The sequence below is a fragment of the Bradyrhizobium sp. SZCCHNR1017 genome (assembly GCF_032381375.1).
Classification (GTDB): Bacteria; Pseudomonadota; Alphaproteobacteria; order Rhizobiales; family Xanthobacteraceae; genus Bradyrhizobium.
Map to the genome: position 1 here is coordinate 371,042 of NZ_JAUHIR010000001.1, position 15,770 is coordinate 386,811.

General features: G+C 64.4%; 14 protein-coding genes. 8 read left to right on the forward strand and 6 right to left on the reverse strand.

Annotated elements, in window-relative coordinates; all coding sequences use genetic code 11:
* The first annotated feature begins 69 nt into the window (after positions 1–69).
* The 7 genes from sufB (at position 70) to QW863_RS01830 (ending at position 6,519) form a co-directional block, all read left to right on the forward strand.
* Entirely contained in the window at positions 70–1,566 is a 1,497-nt protein-coding gene (gene sufB, locus QW863_RS01800) for a Fe-S cluster assembly protein SufB (protein ID WP_315712155.1), read from the forward strand.
* 114 nt (positions 1,567–1,680) lie between these two features.
* Complete coding sequence (gene sufC / locus QW863_RS01805) at positions 1,681–2,433, forward strand: Fe-S cluster assembly ATPase SufC (protein ID WP_315712154.1); 753 nt, start codon at positions 1,681–1,683, stop codon at positions 2,431–2,433.
* Positions 2,434–2,455: 22 nt separating this feature from the next.
* On the forward strand, positions 2,456–3,769 hold the full coding sequence (sufD, locus tag QW863_RS01810; RefSeq protein ID WP_315712153.1) for a Fe-S cluster assembly protein SufD: 1,314 nt from the start codon (positions 2,456–2,458) through the stop codon (positions 3,767–3,769).
* Positions 3,766–5,013, forward strand: a complete 1,248-nt coding sequence (locus QW863_RS01815) for a cysteine desulfurase (protein WP_315712152.1) — start codon at positions 3,766–3,768, stop codon at positions 5,011–5,013. The genes sufD and QW863_RS01815 overlap by 4 nt, the downstream gene beginning before the upstream one ends.
* Positions 5,010–5,381: an SUF system Fe-S cluster assembly protein gene (locus tag QW863_RS01820; RefSeq protein ID WP_315712150.1), complete on the forward strand. Its 372-nt coding sequence runs from the start codon at positions 5,010–5,012 to the stop codon at positions 5,379–5,381. Before QW863_RS01815 ends, QW863_RS01820 begins: the two co-directional genes overlap by 4 nt.
* A 61-nt stretch (positions 5,382–5,442) precedes the next feature.
* Entirely contained in the window at positions 5,443–5,844 is a 402-nt protein-coding gene (locus QW863_RS01825) for an iron-sulfur cluster assembly accessory protein (RefSeq protein ID WP_315712149.1), read from the forward strand.
* Positions 5,845–5,961: 117 nt separating this feature from the next.
* Positions 5,962–6,519, forward strand: a complete 558-nt coding sequence (locus QW863_RS01830) for a TfoX/Sxy family protein (RefSeq protein ID WP_315712148.1) — start codon at positions 5,962–5,964, stop codon at positions 6,517–6,519.
* A 31-nt stretch (positions 6,520–6,550) separates the two neighbouring features.
* Here the strand turns inward: QW863_RS01830 and QW863_RS01835 are convergent, their stop codons facing one another.
* Together QW863_RS01835 and QW863_RS01840 are read right to left on the reverse strand one after the other, a co-directional pair.
* Positions 6,551–7,618 (reverse strand): GGDEF domain-containing protein, encoded by a 1,068-nt coding sequence (locus QW863_RS01835; RefSeq protein WP_315712147.1) that lies wholly within the window; start codon positions 7,616–7,618, stop codon positions 6,551–6,553.
* Positions 7,619–7,950: 332 nt separating this feature from the next.
* Complete coding sequence (locus QW863_RS01840; RefSeq protein ID WP_315712146.1) at positions 7,951–9,408, reverse strand: DEAD/DEAH box helicase; 1,458 nt, start codon at positions 9,406–9,408, stop codon at positions 7,951–7,953.
* Positions 9,409–9,888: 480 nt separating this feature from the next.
* On the opposite strand from QW863_RS01840, the gene QW863_RS01845 reads away from it, so the two are divergent.
* Positions 9,889–11,388, forward strand: coding sequence for a caspase domain-containing protein (locus QW863_RS01845; RefSeq protein ID WP_409977876.1), 1,500 nt, complete (start codon positions 9,889–9,891; stop codon positions 11,386–11,388).
* 8 nt (positions 11,389–11,396) lie between these two features.
* Here QW863_RS01845 and QW863_RS01850 read toward each other — a convergent pair whose 3' ends face one another.
* The 4 genes from QW863_RS01850 to parE all read right to left on the reverse strand — a co-directional run bounded on the left by QW863_RS01850 (position 11,397) and on the right by parE (position 15,658).
* Complete coding sequence (locus QW863_RS01850; RefSeq protein ID WP_315712145.1) at positions 11,397–12,164, reverse strand: glucose 1-dehydrogenase; 768 nt, start codon at positions 12,162–12,164, stop codon at positions 11,397–11,399.
* 30 nt (positions 12,165–12,194) lie between these two features.
* Positions 12,195–12,380, reverse strand: coding sequence for a hypothetical protein (locus tag QW863_RS01855; protein ID WP_315712631.1), 186 nt, complete (start codon positions 12,378–12,380; stop codon positions 12,195–12,197).
* Between the two features lie 202 nt (positions 12,381–12,582).
* On the reverse strand, positions 12,583–13,356 hold the full coding sequence (locus tag QW863_RS01860; protein ID WP_315712144.1) for a porin family protein: 774 nt from the start codon (positions 13,354–13,356) through the stop codon (positions 12,583–12,585).
* A 238-nt stretch (positions 13,357–13,594) separates the two neighbouring features.
* Positions 13,595–15,658: a DNA topoisomerase IV subunit B gene (gene parE / locus QW863_RS01865; protein ID WP_315712143.1), complete on the reverse strand. Its 2,064-nt coding sequence runs from the start codon at positions 15,656–15,658 to the stop codon at positions 13,595–13,597.
* Between the last annotated feature and the right edge of the window lie 112 nt (positions 15,659–15,770).

Consider the following 15,770-nt stretch of genomic DNA (forward strand, 5'->3'; position numbering starts at 1 on the left):
GAGGAAACGTCGTAAGACGGTTCCAGAACGTGTCCACCGCGGTCCTTGAAACCGCGAGCGGAGGATTGAATGCCAGCCGTACAAGAGACGGTCGACCGCGTCAGGCGGATCGACGTCGACCAATATCGCTATGGGTTCGAGACCGTCATCGAATCCGAGAAGGCTCCGAAGGGGCTTTCCGAAGACACCGTCCGCTTCATCTCGGGCAAGAAGAACGAGCCCGCCTGGATGCTCGAATGGCGCCTTGAGGCCTATCGCCGGTGGCTGACCATGACCGAGCCGACCTGGGCGCGCGTCGACTATCCGAAAATCGATTTCCAGGATCTCTACTACTACTCGGCGCCGAAGCCGAAGAAGCAGCTCTCCTCGATCGACGAGATCGATCCGGAGATCCTGAAGACCTATGAGAAGCTCGGCATTCCCTTGCGCGAGGTCGCGATCCTCGAAGGCGTCGAGCCCGTGCCCGGCGCGGGCAGCCCCGAGACGCGCAAGATCGCGGTCGACGCCGTGTTCGATTCGGTGTCGGTGGCGACCACGTTCAAGGAGGAGCTGAGGAAGGCCGGCGTGATCTTCATGCCGATCTCGGAGGCGATCCGCGAGCATCCCGAGCTCGTGCAGAAATATCTCGGCAGCGTGGTGCCGACGTCCGACAATTTCTACGCGACGCTGAACTCGGCGGTGTTCTCAGACGGTTCGTTCGTCTACGTGCCGCCGGGCGTGCGCTGCCCGATGGAGCTGTCGACCTATTTCCGCATCAACGAGCGCAACACCGGCCAGTTCGAGCGCACGCTGATCATCGCCGACAAGGGCGCCTACGTAAGCTACCTCGAAGGCTGCACGGCGCCGCAGCGCGACGAGAACCAGCTGCATGCCGCCGTGGTCGAGCTGATCGCGCATGACGACGCCGAGATCAAGTACTCGACGGTGCAGAACTGGTATCCGGGCAATTCGGAAGGCAAGGGCGGCATCTACAATTTCGTCACCAAGCGTGGCGACTGCCGCGGCGACAATTCCAAGATCTCCTGGACCCAGGTCGAGACGGGATCGGCGATCACCTGGAAATATCCGAGCTGCATCCTGCGCGGCGACAATTCGCGCGGTGAGTTCTATTCGATCGCGATCTCGAACGGCTATCAGCAGGTCGATAGCGGCACCAAGATGATCCATCTCGGCAAGAACACGACCAGCCGGATCATCTCCAAGGGCATCGCCGCAGGCCGCTCGCAGAACACCTATCGCGGTCTCGTCACGGCGCATCGCAAAGCCACCGGCGCGCGCAACTTCACCGCCTGCGATTCGCTGCTGATCGGCGACAAATGCGGCGCGCATACCGTGCCGTATATCGAGGCCAAGAATTCCTCGGCCACCTTCGAGCACGAGGCGACCACGTCCAAGATCTCCGAGGACGTGCTGTTCTACTGCATCCAGCGCGGTCTTTCGCAGGAGGAGGCGGTCGGGCTCGTCGTCAACGGCTTCGTCAAGGACGTGCTGCAGCAGCTCCCGATGGAGTTCGCGGTCGAGGCGCAGAAGCTGATCTCGATCAGCCTCGAAGGTTCGGTCGGCTGAGGCCACAATGCAGCGGGGCCGCGGCGCGGCCCGCTCGTGCTGACATCGATATCATACGCCCTCGGACCCGATGGAATCGGTGGCGCCAGGGCAAGCGTTGAGCGGAAACAGATCATGGCACTACTCGAAATCAACAACCTGCAGGTCCGCGTCGAGGAGCGCGAGATTCTCCACGGCCTGACGCTGTCGATCGACGCCGGCAAGGTGCACGCGATCATGGGGCCGAACGGCTCCGGCAAGTCGACGCTGTCCCACGTCATCGCCGGCAAGCCGGGCTATGAGGTGACCGGCGGCGAGATCCTGTTCAAGGGCGAGGATCTGCTCGCCATGGCGCCGGACGAGCGTGCCGCCAAGGGCGTGTTCCTCGCGTTCCAGTATCCGGTCGAGATCCCCGGCGTCGCCACCATGACTTTCCTGCGCACCGCGCTGAATGCGCAGCGCAAGGCGCGCGGCGAGGAGGAGTATTCGACGCCGGACTTCCTCAGGAAGGTGCGCGAGATCTCGAAATCGCTCAGCATTCCGCAGGACATGCTCAAGCGCGGCGTCAATGTCGGCTTTTCCGGCGGCGAGAAGAAGCGCAACGAGGTGCTGCAGATGGCCCTGTTTCAGCCGTCGCTCTGCATCCTCGACGAGATGGATTCCGGCCTCGACATCGACGCGCTGCGCATCGCCGCCGACGGCGTCAACGCGCTGCGCTCGCCGGAGCGCTCGATGATCGTGATCACCCACTATCAGCGGCTGCTGAACTACATCGTCCCCGACGTCGTTCATGTGATGTCGAAGGGCCGCGTCGTGAAGAGCGGCGGCAAGGAGCTCGCGCTCGAGCTGGAGGCGTCCGGTTACGCCCAGTTCGAAGACGCGGCCTGAGCCTCGCGTGAATGGATCTGTGATGAACGTAGCTTTGGTCAAGAACGACAGCGGTCCGGCGGCGAGCAGCTTGCTCTCTGCCGCTTGGGGCCGTCTGCCCGGCACCGGCAAGGTGGCCGATATCCGGCGCGAAGCCTTCTCGGCTTTCGAGCGCACAGGCCTGCCGCACCGTCGTATCGAGGAATGGAAGTACACCGATCTGCGTGCGCTGATGCGCGAGGTGCTGCCGCTGGCAGGCGCGCCGGATGCGGCGGCGCTGGCGCGGGCTAAGGCCGTGCTGGCTTCTGTTGCCGTCGACGGTGCTCGGAAGCTGGTGCTGGTCGACGGCGTGTTCGTGGCGGAGCTCTCGGATATCTCGGCCTTCGAGGATGGTGTCAAGGTTCGCACGCTTCGCGAGGCGCTGCAGAGCGCCGGCAGCGAGCGGCTGCTGGAGACGACTGTCAACGATGCGATGGTCCTGTTGAACGGGGCGCTTGCGACCGACGGAGTCCTGATCTCCGTGGCGGACGGTGCAAAGCTCTCGCATCCGCTGCAGATCATTCACATCGCGACAGCATCGCAAGCATCGCGCGCCAGTCGCTCACATCTTTCGGTGGGGAACGGCGCGCAGGCCACCTTGATCGAAAGCGCGATCGCCGCCGATGGTGCCTCAGGCTATCAGGCCAATGACGCCGTGGTCGTCTCCCTCGGTGATGACGCTGCGCTGTCCACCATTCGCCTGATGCGCGATGGCAGCGATGCTGTGAACATCACCTCAGCCAGGTACGAGGTCGGTGCGAGGTCGAAACTCAATCTCTTCAACATGACGACAGGCGGCGCCGTCAGTCGTCTGCAGGGCTTCATTACTCTCAAGGGCGAAGGCAGCGAGCTGATCATCAACGGCGTGAACCTGCTGCGTGACAAGCAGCATGGCGATCTGACGCTCGTCGTCGACCATGCGGTGCCGGGCTGCACCAGCCGCGAAAACTTCCGCGCGGTGCTCGACGATCGCGCTCATTCCGTGTTCCAGGGCCGCATCATCGTCCGCCCCCACGCGCAGAAGACCGACGGCAAGATGATGACCCGTGCGCTGCTGCTGTCCGACGAGGCCGAGGCCGACTCGAAACCGGAACTCGAGATCTTCGCCGACGACGTCTCCTGCGGCCACGGCGCCACCGCCGGCGCGCTCGACGACAGCCTGTTGTTCTATTTGCAGGCCCGCGGCCTGCCGGAGAAGCAGGCCCAGGCGCTGCTGATCCAGGCCTTCGTCGGCGAGGCGATCGAAGCGATCGAGGACGATTCCTTGCGCGAGCGCGTCATTGCTGCCGCCCAGGACTGGATGGAGGCGCGCGCATGAGCACGCATCCCGCCGTCTCCAACGGATCCTACGACGTCGCCCGCATCCGCGAGGATTTTCCTGCGTTGGCGCTGCAGGTCTACGGCAAGAAGCTCGTCTATCTCGACAACGCGGCGTCGGCGCAGAAGCCGCGCGCGGTGCTCGATCGCATGACGCAGGCCTACACCAGCGAATACGCCAACGTGCATCGTGGCCTGCACTATCTCGCCAACGCCGCGACCGAGGCCTATGAGGGCGGCCGCGAGCGGGTCACGCGCTTTCTCAATGCACGGCGCAGCGAGGAGATCATCTTCACCCGCAACGCGACCGAGGCGATCAATCTCGTGGCGTCGTCGTGGGGCGGACCGAACATCGGCGAGGGCGACGAGATCGTGCTCTCGATCATGGAGCACCATTCCAACATCGTGCCCTGGCACTTCTTGCGCGAGCGCCAGGGCGCGGTGATCAAGTGGGCTCCGGTCGACGACGACGGCAATTTCCTGATCGACGAGTTCGAGAAGCTGCTCACGCCGAAAACCAAGCTGGTCGCTATCACCCAGATGTCGAACATGCTCGGCACGCTGGTCCCGGTGAAGGAGGTCGTGCGCATTGCGCATGCGCGCGGCATTCCGGTGCTGGTCGATGGCAGCCAGGCCGCCGTGCATCTCGCCATCGACGTCCAGGACATCGACTGCGACTTCTACGTCTTCACCGGCCACAAGCTGTACGGGCCGACCGGCATCGGCGTGCTCTACGCCAAGTACGACCACCTCGTTGCCATGCGCCCCTACAATGGCGGCGGCGAGATGATCCGCGAGGTTGCGCGCGACTGGGTCACTTATGGCGATCCGCCGCACAAGTTCGAGGCGGGCACCCCGATGATCGTCGAGGCGGTCGGGCTCGGCGCCGCGATCGATTACGTCAACTCGGTCGGCAAGGAGCGCATCGCCGCGCATGAGCACGACCTGCTCACCTATGCCCAGGATCGGCTGCGCGAGATCAACTCGCTGCGGCTGATCGGCACCGCCAAGGGCAAGGGCCCTGTGATCTCGTTCGAGATGAAGGGGGCGCATGCCCATGACATCGCGACCGTGATCGATCGGCAGGGTGTCGCGGTGCGTGCGGGCACGCACTGCGTGATGCCGCTTTTGGAGAGATTCAACGTCACGGCGACCTGCAGGGCCTCGTTTGGCATGTACAATACGAGGGAAGAGGTCGATCAGCTTGCACAGGCATTGATCAAGGCGCGGGAATTGTTTGCATGACCGACACGGCCGACGTCAAAACTCAGTCCGTCGAAACGCATTCGGCGCTGCCGCCGGAGGAGACCGAGCGGCTCTCCAGCGAGATCATCGCGGCGCTGAAGACGGTGTTCGATCCGGAGATCCCGGCCGACATCTACGAGCTCGGCCTGATCTACAAGGTCGACATCAAGGACGACCGCAGCGTCGACGTCATGATGACGCTGACGACGCCGAACTGTCCGGCGGCGGGCGAGCTGCCGACCATGGTGGAGAACGCGATTGCGAGCGTGCCGGGTGTCGGCGTCGTCAACGTCAGCATCGTCTGGGAGCCGCAATGGACGCCGGACCGGATGAGCGACGAGGCCCGGCTCGTCCTGAACATGTGGTGAGACGAGCGGGCACGAAGTTTGAATAGTAAGGGCGGATCACATACCCCGCCGGGATGACGCCATGACCAGCACGACGAATTCGACAGCGCCTGTTGCCAAGCCCAAGCCGCGGCCCCGCCCGCAGGTGATGCGGCTCACCGATGCGGCGGCCAAGCGCATCCGTGAGCTCACCGATCGCGCCGAGTCCGAGATCATCGGATTGCGTGTCGGTGTCAAGAATGGCGGCTGCGCCGGTCAGTCCTACACGGTCGAGTATGCCCATGATATCCGGCCGACCGACGAGGTCGTCGAGGACAAGGGCGTCAAGATCCTGGTCGATCCCAAGGCCGTGCTGTTTCTGCTCGGCACCGAGATGGACTATCAGGCTGACAAGATGCAGGCCCAGTTCGTCTTCAACAATCCGAACCAGATCAGCGCCTGCGGCTGCGGCGAGTCGGTGCAGCTCAAGCCGGCCGAGGTCTGATCGTCCGCTTCCAGCCAGTGCGGCTCCGGTGCTGTCGCGTTCCGGACATTGACACGCGCCACCTTCCCGACCGAAAACTCCAGGCGAGCACGTGGGGTATTGGCGGGAGCTGGAGCGATGGACCGCGAATTCCTGATCGATCTGTTCGCCGGCTTCGGTCCGGTCACGATCCGGCGGATGTTCTCCGGCTTCGGCATCTCCGCCGACGGCATCAACTTCGCGCTTGCGCTGCGCAGCGGCCTTTATCTCCGTGCTGACGAAACCAGCTTTGCCAGATTCGAGGAGGCCGGATCCAAGCCGTTTTCCTACGAGACCCGCGCGCGGACCATGACGGTGCGGTCGTATTGGCAGGTGCCGGCACATCTGTTCGATGACACCGACGAGTTCGCGGTCTGGGCGAGAGATGCATTCGCAGCGGCCCAGAGGGCGGCCTTGAGCAAGCGGACCAGCAAGAAGCGGGCGGCGCGGGGCAACGGACTGGTCCCGACCCGGGGTGGGGCGAAGCCTGGACCAACCAGGCCGGCAGTGAAAAAGACCAAGCCGGCCAAGACGGGAAATGTGGCCAAGAGCGTTGACAAGAGCGCAGACAAGGGTCCCGCCGGTCGCAAAACACGCAGCGCGACAGTGGCGCGTGGCCGGCAGACGTCGCGCGCAGCATCATCGCGAACACGCTGATGCTCCATATGCGTCGCTGGCGACCTTGCCGTCAGGCGACCCGACCTCGCGTCGTCGTCGCGTATTCGGGATCGTTCTCGCATACCACCTTGTTGCGGCCGTTGCGCTTGGCGGCATAGAGGCAGGCGTCCGCGCGCTCGATCAGGGCGTCGGTGTCATCGCCGGCCCGCAGCACGGATACGCCGACCGAGATGGTCACACGTCCGAGAATCTCTCCCGTCGATTTCTTCTTGAGCTCCTTTGCCGTGACGGCGCGGCGGATGTGATCGGCCACCGTCAGCGCGTGCTGTAGCGAGGTGTTGGGCAGCACGACGGCGAACTCCTCGCCGCCGTAGCGCGCTGCGATATCCTGGCCCTTGATGGCGTGCTTCAGGGTCATCCCGACCAGGCGCAGCACCTGGTCTCCGGTGAGATGTCCGTAGGAATCGTTGAAGGACTTGAAGTGGTCGATGTCGAACATCAACAGCGACAGCGGCTGCTCGGTCGCGAGCCCCGACTGCACCGTCGTCTCGATCATTCGGTCGAAATATTTGCGATTGCCGAGGCCGGTGAGGGGATCGGTCAGGCTCTCGGCCCGAATGACCTCCAGGCTATGCTGCAGCCCGCTGATCTCGTCCTTGGACAGCGTCAGCCGCTCTTCGAGGATCCGGTTGGTTTCGCGCATCTGCTTGGTCGAATGGGCCAGCGCCTCGATGATGTCGACCAGTTGCTCGCGGCTGGTGGCCGACGCGAGTCGTTGATCGGCGCCCGCGAGGCTCGCATCGTAGCTCGCCGTCCTGCCGAGAGCATCGGTGAGCATGTTCACCAGGTCGTCGATCTCGCCGACGACGCGCGCGCCGACCTTGTCGATGCGATCCGACGTCTTGAGCTGCGCGAGGTAGGAGTCGTAGAGCTGATCGAGATCGGACTGCGACAGCTTGCCGTTGCGCGAAAGCGTCTCGTTGATGATCTCGTTCAGCGGTGCGTTGTAGCCCGTCGCGTAGACGTACCAGACCTCGTAATTGCGCGGATTGGCCGAATGGCGGAGCGTTCTGATCTGGCTGAGCGCGACTTCGGCGAAGCCTATCGTGCGTTCGTGTTCGTCAAGCGCATTGACCACCACAGGTTCCCCCCAATCGCCCGCGTCGCCGTCGTCGTCACAGCAATGAAATAAACAATGCCGGCCAAGCTAAAGGACGTTTGTGAACCAGGGGTAAATACGGCCGTAGAGTCCCGGATGCGCCGCGCCGTGGGTACGGGAACGGCAGCTCATATGTTCAATGAGCTACATAGGATGCTGCCGGGAACTTGCTGACGCGGGCTGGAATTGTTCGCTCGACGCACGCCTCGCCGAGAGCTCAGCGCTGTCGACTTAAGTCAGGTCTACGAATGCAGCGGCTGATGTTCCGGGCGACCGCATGGGGGAGCAGCCCGGAATCTTGGGCCCGCGGCTCAGGGAAGCGGTGCCCGCACCGGGCGAAGCAGGAAGGCGGGCAGATGTGAGTGATCGGCGGGCTCGTTGTCGTGGTCGCGCCGCGGCCGCCGCGCTTCATTGCGAGGCTGTTCGTTGCGAGGCTGTTCCTTGCGAGCGCTCGGCGCAGGCCGCGGAGAATTTGCCTGTGCGGCGCGCGGAGCTGCCGCGCGCGGCTCGCGCTCCCGCGGGGCTGGATCACGCTCGCGCGGGGCCGCATCGCGCTCCCGGGCCTTGCCGCGGCTGCCGCGACGCGCGGCGTCACGCGGACGTCGCTCACGCGTATCCTCGTCGCCCGAGGACTCCTGCACTTCGTAGTCACCCTCGATGGTCGGAATGCCCTGTCCGATCAGCTTCTCGATGGCGACCATCGACTTCTGGTCGGCCGGGGCCACGATCGAGATTGCCGTGCCGGTCCGTCCGGCGCGGCCGGTACGGCCAATGCGGTGAACGTAGTCGTCGGAATGATGCGGCACGTCGAAATTGAAGACGTGGCTGACTTCGGGAATGTCGAGGCCGCGTGCGGCGACGTCGGAGGCGACGAGCAAGGGCAGTTCGCCCTTGCGGAATTGATCGAGCGCCGCGGTGCGGGCCGACTGGTCCATGTCGCCGTGCAGGGCGCCAACACTGAAGCCGTGCTTCTGCAGCGACTTGTGAACGATGGCGACGTCGCGCTTGCGGTTGCAGAAGATGATCGCGTTGTTGAGATCCTTGGCGTTCCGCAACAGCCTGCGCAGCACCTCGCGCTTCTGATGCGCCTCGCGTCCGGATGGGACCTGCAACTGGGTCACGGTGACGGCGGTCGTGGCCGGCTTGGAGACCTCGACCTTCTGCGGGTTGTGCAGGAAGGTTTCGGTGATGCGCCGGATTTCCGGCGGCATGGTCGCGGTGAAGAACAGGGTCTGGCGGGTGAAGGGGACGAGCTTGCAGATGCGCTCGATGTCGGGGATGAAACCCATGTCGAGCATGCGGTCGGCTTCGTCGATGACCAGGAGCTCCACGCCCGTGAGCAGCAATCCGCCGCGTTCCGTATGATCGAGCAGTCGGCCTGGCGTGGCGATCAGCACGTCGACCCCGCGGGTCAGCTTGGCGTCCTGGTCGCCGAAGGAGACGCCGCCGATCAACAGGGCGACGTTGAGCTTCTGTCCGGCGCCGTAGCGATCGAAGTTCTCTTTGACCTGGGCGGCCAACTCACGGGTCGGCTCCAGGATCAGGGTGCGCGGCATTCGGGCGCGGGCACGACCCTTCTCGAGGATCGTGAGCATCGGCAGGACGAAAGCGGCGGTCTTGCCGGTGCCGGTCTGGGCGATGCCGAGCACGTCGCGGCGCGCCAGCACATGAGGAATCGCCTGTTCCTGAATGGGGGTCGGGGTGGTGTAACCAGTGGCCGCAACTGCAGCCAACACCTTGTCGGACAAGCCGAGATTGGAAAAAGACATCGAGCCTCTATGTCACGCGCCGATAGGCGACGGGGCCTCTATTCGACGCCGCCGTTAGGAATCGAGGGTAAAAGGCTGTGGTCGCGCTCAACCCCGAAACGGCATGCTCTAACGAAGCTGGGGGTTTTCTGACTAACGCCGACCCGCGGTCAATCTCTCAGGAATCGGATGCGATCCGGCCGCGCTGTTGCGGAAGATAGGGGCGAATTCTGCAAAGTCAATGGAGGAGGGGAGCGAAGTACCGAAAAAGCTTAATGTTTTTGCATTATTTGCAGGCAACCTGTCGTCGATCTGTCGTATTCGGGTGCTCCGAAGCTTCCTACGGCCGGTCGCGGAAAGCGCTCTGGTCGAATTGTCGACGGAATTGCGGCGTGTGTTCGGCAGGGGAGCAGCCGCGTGTGCCGCCGGGCATGAACCGGTGGCGCGGTGCCGTCGACTATCCGAGGGCGGCAGCCCACGCGATGAGGGCAGGGACGAACGATGAGATCGATGCGGACGTGGCTGGCGTGCGGGCTGGCGATGCTGGCAGTGGTTCTGGCGCCGGCCGCCGCGCGTGCCGAGAAGCGCGTTGCGCTCGTGATCGGCAACAACGACTACCGCTTCGTGCCGAAGCTGCAGAAGGCCGTCAACGACGCGCGGACGATGGGCGACACGCTGAAGCAGCTCGGCTTCAATGTCATGGTCGCGGAGAATCTCAATCGCCAGCAGTTCAGCCAGACACTGCTGGCGTTCGACAACGCCGTCGAGCCGGGCGACACTGCGTTCTTCTTCTATGCCGGTCACGGCTTCGAAATTGCTGGTCAGAACTTCCTGTTGCCGACCGACGTGCCCGCGGCCACCGAAGGCCAGGAAGAGCTGGTACGCGACGCCTCGATCCTCGCGGACCGCGTCATCGAGCGGCTGCAGAACAAGAAGGCGCGCACCTCGATCCTGGTGTTCGACGCCTGCCGCAACAATCCGTTCGAGCGCTCGGGCACGCGCGCGGTGGCGGGCGGGGGTGGCCTGGCGCCGATGACGCAGTTGCCGGAAGGCGTATTCTCAGTGTTCTCGGCCGGTCCGCGCCAGACCGCGCTCGACCGGCTCTCCAACGATGACGTCAATCCAAACTCGGTGTTCACGCGCACCTTCGCCAAGGAGCTGACGCAGCCCGGCGTCAATCTGGTGCAGGTGGCGCAACGCACGCGCCGGCTGGTCAGCGAGCTCGCCGAGACCGTGCGGCACAAGCAGATTCCGGTCTATTTCGACCAGATGGTCGACGATGTCTTTCTCAACGGCATGGCGAAGGGGCCGGCTGCAGCCGACAAGCCGGCCGAGCCGCAGCAGAAGCTGGCGGCGCTGCCTCCCGTCTCGGCGCCGCGCATTCCGCCGGCGAACGAGAGCCTGAACGCACCGATTGCGATGTTCTCGCGCCACAATGGCGGCTGGACCCTCACGTTCTCGATCGCCGATCCGACGCTCGGCATTTCCTGGCGCATGGGTGAGGCAGGAGAGTTTCGCGAGACCGGCTTCATGGACGTGCTCGATCCGCGCACGCGCAAGCGCATGCCCAATCCCTCGATCCAGCTGCCGGCGGATGCGCCCGCGGGCACAATCCAGGTCCGCTATGTCGATGCATCCGGCGAGATGCAGGGACCGTTCCCGATCCGCTTCGAGCCGGAGGCCGCGCTGGTGCATGACCAGCGCAAGATCCTCGACATGACCGCGACGAGCTGGCTGTCGTTCCGCGAGTTCAACGGTCTCCTGGTCTACTACACGCACCTGATGTCGTATCGCTGCGCCATCCGCGAGGTCCGCATCGGCATCGACACGGCGGTGCCGGACAAGGTCCTCAACATGCCCGGCTGCGACATGCGCGATCCCATTGCGATTCCCTCCAACGCCACGCCCTATTTGAAGCTGCCGCCAGCGACGAAGTTCGTCTCGGTGGAGTTGACCTATCGCGACGGCAGCGTCTCCGAAATCAAGAGCTTTCGACGCTGAGACCTCGGCTAGGCCATGATCGAATAGCCACCATCGACGGGAATGGCTGTGCCGGTGACGAAGTCCGAGGCCGGCGAGCTCAGGAACGTCGCGATGCCGGCGAAGTCGTCGATGTCGCCCCACCGTGCCGCGGGCGTGCGCGCCAGCACGCGGTCGTGCAGGCCGTCGATCTGGCTGCGCGCCGCGCGCGTCAGGTCGGTGTCGATCCAGCCCGGCAAGATCGCGTTGACCTGGATGTTGTCGGGCGCCCAGGCGCAGGCACAGGCGCGCGTGTACTGCACGATGCCGCCCTTGCTGGCCGCATAGGCCGGCGCGAAGCTGGCGCCGAAGATCGACAGCATCGAGCCGATGTTGATGATCTTGCCGCCGCCGTTCGCCTTGAGGGCCGGGTAGGCGGCCTTCGAGCACAGGAACGCGCTGGTGAGATTGGTGTCGATCACCTGCTGCCACTCCTCCAGCTCGAGCACGTGCGGCGGCTTGCGGATGCTCATGCCGGCATTGTTGATGAGGATGTCGATGCGACCGAGCTCGCTGGTCACGCGCGCGACCATGGCGGCGACGTCGTCCTTGTCGCTGACGTCGGCTGTGACGGTGATGGCACGGCCGCCGCGACCGGCGAGATCAGCCACCGCCGCCCGTGACTTGGTTTCGTTGCGGCCGACCACGGCAATGTCGGCGCCGGCATCGGCAAGCCCGCGCGCCATCCCCAAGCCGATTCCGCCGTTGCCTCCCGTCACGATCGCAACCTTGCCACTCAGGTCGAAACGGCCCGCCATGTCGTGTCTCCATGTCGTTGTTGTCAGACGTCAGCAGGTGCCCTGCCAGATCATCACCAGGCCGAGTGCACCCATGCCGACGCCATAGCCGGCCCATTGCAGCTGGTTGATCATGAAGCTCGTCCGCGGCCATGCCACTACCCCGGTGCCCTGACCGACCCAGAGCAGGCCGATGGCGAGCAGAAGCAGGCCGCCGATCATCAGGAATTTCCGCATGACCATGTCCTCCCTCGTCGACCGCGTCACAGCATCGGAAACGCTGCTGCCGTCTTTTTTGTGAAGTTTTGTGACGAGGAGGCTAGCGGCCGGCGCGGCAGATGACCAGCGGCTCCAGCCGCCAATATCCGAGCCAAAAACAAAAAGCCCCGGATCAACCGGGGCTTTTCGCAGAATTATTGAAAGACCGAGTGCGTTCGGCTCAGTACTTGACGACCGGGCCGGTCCAGTTGAAGCGGTAGACCAGCGAGGTGCTGATGGTCTGCACCCACGGCTTGAAGCTGACCGAGTCGGTCGTCACGAGGTTGCCGACATCGGTGCGGACCGCGATGTCCTTGCGGTCGTAATAGGCAGCACGATATTCGGTCTTCATGAACCAGCCCGGCGCGGAGATGCCGAAGATGTTCAGGTTGTTCTCGACGCCGCCGCCGACGAACCAGCCGTTGCGGTTGAACGAGTCGGTGTGGAAACCGGAGGCCGCGCCGGTGAGGGTGGTCAGGCCGGTGCCCGACCAGTGCGAACCGGAGTAGCCCGCGTTGACGTATGACAGCACGTTCGGCGCAACCAGGTAACCGACGCGGGCGCCAGCGGCCCAGGCGGTTTCCATCTTGATGCGGCCGGTCAGGGCAGCGAACTGATCCTGCAAGGTGCCACGCAGGCTGCCGAACTGGCCATCAGCGAACACGCCGAAGACCCAGGTCGGATTGACCTGCCAGTCATAACCCGCACCGACCGTGCCGAGGAAGCCGTCGCCGCCGACGCGCTGATCGATCGTCAGCGGCACGCCGTTGAAGTTGGTGTGGGAGTCTGCATCCCAGAGGCCGCCACCAGCGCCACCGAAGATGTAGAAGCCGGTCCAGCTCGGCGCCACCGGCATCATCGGAGCCTTCACGTAGGGGCGAGCCGCCAGATCAGCAGCTGAGGCGGCACCCGTGATCGCAACCAGCGCAGTGGCAGCAAGCAAAAACTTCTTCATATCCAATTCCCCAAGATCGTCGTGTCGCAGGTGCCGGGTTGCGGCGGCGATTCCCTCGCCAGATGTGCCCGAACTATAGCCGATTGGTGCCCAAAAGCTGTTGCAGGTTGAGCACACCGGAGGGGAAAGTGCGCTGCGGGATGCTTGGGATTCTCGTAACCCTCTGATTGGAAAGGTCGATTGCAGGCTCGCGCGAGCCAATGGAACCTGCAATCGAGGCGTGAAATCGGGTCAAAAGCTAGACGTCGAGCAGCTCGTCGCTGGCGAATTCGGCCTTTTCCGAAATGAAGGCGAAGCGGGCCTCTGCCTTGGTCCCCATCAGCCGCTCGACCGAGTCGGCGGTGCCGTCGCGATCCTCGGCCAGCAGAACCACGCGCAGCAGGGTGCGCTTGGCCGGATCCATGGTGGTTTCCTTGAGCTGGGCCGGCATCATCTCACCGAGACCTTTGAAGCGGCCGATCTCGACCTTGGCGTTGGCATTGAACTCGCGCTTCAGGAGCTCGTCCCGATGGGCATCGTCGCGCGCGTAGAACGTCTTGCTGCCATGGGTGAGCCGGTAGAGCGGCGGCACGGCGAGGTAGAGATGCCCCTCGTCGATCAGCGGCCGCATCTGCCGGTAGAAGAAGGTAATCAGCAGCGAGGCGATGTGGGCGCCGTCGACGTCGGCATCGGTCATGATGATGATGCGCTGGTAGCGCAGATCCTCCTCGCGATACGACGTGCCGGTGCCGGCGCCGATCGCCATCACGAGATCGGCGAGCTGGGCGTTGGCGGTCAGCTTGTCCTTGCCGGCGGAGGCGACGTTGAGGATCTTGCCGCGCAGCGGCAGCACCGCCTGCTTCTTGCGGTCGCGCGCCTGCTTGGCGCTGCCGCCGGCCGAATCGCCCTCGACGATGAACAGCTCGGAGCCTTCGGTGCCGGCGTCGGTGCAGTCGGCGAGCTTGCCGGGCAGGCGCAGCTTCTTGGTCGCGGTCTTGCGCGCCGTCTCCTTCTCCTGCCGGCGGCGGATGCGTTCCTCGGCGCGCTCGATGACGAAATCGAGCAGCCGGTTGGCCTGCACCGGATTGCCGGACAGCCAGTGGTCGAACGGGTCCTTGACGGCCTGCTCGACGATGCGCTGGGCCTCTGCCGTGGCGAGGCGGTCCTTGGTCTGGCCCTGGAATTCCGGCTCGCGCACGAACACCGAGAGCATGATGGCGGCGCCCGCCATGATGTCCTCGGAGGTGATGTTGGCGGATCGCTTGCCCTGGCCGACGCGCTCGGCGTGGTCCTTCAGGCCGCGCAGAAGCGCGCTGCGGATGCCGGATTCGTGCGTGCCGCCGTCCGGCGTCGGAATCGTGTTGCAGTAGGAGGACAGGAAGCCGTCGGCATCGGCGGTCCAGGCGACCGCCCATTCGCAGCCGCCATGGCCACCGGTGCGGCCCGACTTGCCGGCGAAGATATCCGGATGGACCAGCGTGTCGGCATGGATCGCTGCGGCCAGGTAGTCCTTCAGACCGCCGGGGAAATGGAACGTCGCCTCGGCCTGGACGTCCTCGATGCCCTTCAGCAGCGACGGATCGCACTTCCAGCGGATCTCGACGCCGCCGAACAGATAGGCTTTCGAGCGCGCCATCTTGAACAGGCGCTGCGGCTTGAACGTCGCCTTGGCGCCGAAGATGGTCGGGTCGGGTTGGAAACGCACCCGTGTGCCGCGCCGGTTGGCGACCTTGCCGACCTCCTCGAGCTTGCCCTTGGGATGTCCGCGTTCGAACACCATGCGGTAGAGCTTCTGGTTGCGAGCGACCTCGACCTCGAGCCGGGTCGACAGCGCGTTCACCACGGAGATGCCGACGCCGTGCAGGCCGCCCGAGGTCTCGTAGACCTTGGAGTCGAACTTGCCGCCCGCGTGCAGCGTGCACATGATGATTTCGAGCGCCGACTTCTTCGGAAACTTGGGATGGGGATCGATAGGAATGCCGCGGCCGTTGTCGGTCACGGTGAGGAAGCCTTCGGCGTCGAGCTCGACCTCGATGAAGGTGGCGTGGCCGGCCAGCGCCTCGTCCATCGAGTTGTCGATGACCTCGGCAAACAGGTGGTGCAGCGCCTTTTCGTCGGTGCCGCCGATATACATGCCGGGGCGGCGCCGCACCGGCTCCAGGCCCTCGAGGACCTCGATGTCACGGGCAGTGTAATCGCCCTCGGCACTCGCCGAGCGGGCGGCTGGCTTGGCCGGAGCCTTGCCCTTGGCGGCGAACGCCGCCAACGGGTCCGTGACGCCCTTGGCCTTGGCTTTTGCAGCTGATTTCAACGGCTTACCCATGGAATCTGATGTTGCGTGTGCGCAAGATGGAACGAATCGTTGGGCCTGACTATGCCATGGACCGGCATAAAACAATGACCCCGGGAAACAACGACGTTCACCGGCCTGCCAC

Bases quoted from the DNA above. Each gene is read 5' to 3' on its own strand.
- sufB (WP_315712155.1), top strand. From the start codon at position 70: ATGCCAGCCGTACAAGAGACGGTCGACCGCGTCAGGCGGATCGACGTC.
- sufC (WP_315712154.1), top strand. From the start codon at position 1,681: ATGGCACTACTCGAAATCAACAACCTGCAGGTCCGCGTCGAGGAGCGC.
- sufD (WP_315712153.1), top strand. From the start codon at position 2,456: ATGAACGTAGCTTTGGTCAAGAACGACAGCGGTCCGGCGGCGAGCAGC.
- QW863_RS01815 (WP_315712152.1), top strand. From the start codon at position 3,766: ATGAGCACGCATCCCGCCGTCTCCAACGGATCCTACGACGTCGCCCGC.
- QW863_RS01820 (WP_315712150.1), top strand. From the start codon at position 5,010: ATGACCGACACGGCCGACGTCAAAACTCAGTCCGTCGAAACGCATTCG.
- QW863_RS01825 (WP_315712149.1), top strand. From the start codon at position 5,443: ATGACCAGCACGACGAATTCGACAGCGCCTGTTGCCAAGCCCAAGCCG.
- QW863_RS01830 (WP_315712148.1), top strand. From the start codon at position 5,962: ATGGACCGCGAATTCCTGATCGATCTGTTCGCCGGCTTCGGTCCGGTC.
- QW863_RS01840 (WP_315712146.1), bottom strand. From the start codon at position 9,408: ATGTCTTTTTCCAATCTCGGCTTGTCCGACAAGGTGTTGGCTGCAGTT.
- QW863_RS01845 (WP_409977876.1), top strand. From the start codon at position 9,889: ATGAGATCGATGCGGACGTGGCTGGCGTGCGGGCTGGCGATGCTGGCA.
- QW863_RS01850 (WP_315712145.1), bottom strand. From the start codon at position 12,164: ATGGCGGGCCGTTTCGACCTGAGTGGCAAGGTTGCGATCGTGACGGGA.
- QW863_RS01855 (WP_315712631.1), bottom strand. From the start codon at position 12,380: ATGCGGAAATTCCTGATGATCGGCGGCCTGCTTCTGCTCGCCATCGGC.
- QW863_RS01860 (WP_315712144.1), bottom strand. From the start codon at position 13,356: ATGAAGAAGTTTTTGCTTGCTGCCACTGCGCTGGTTGCGATCACGGGT.
- parE (WP_315712143.1), bottom strand. From the start codon at position 15,658: ATGGGTAAGCCGTTGAAATCAGCTGCAAAAGCCAAGGCCAAGGGCGTC.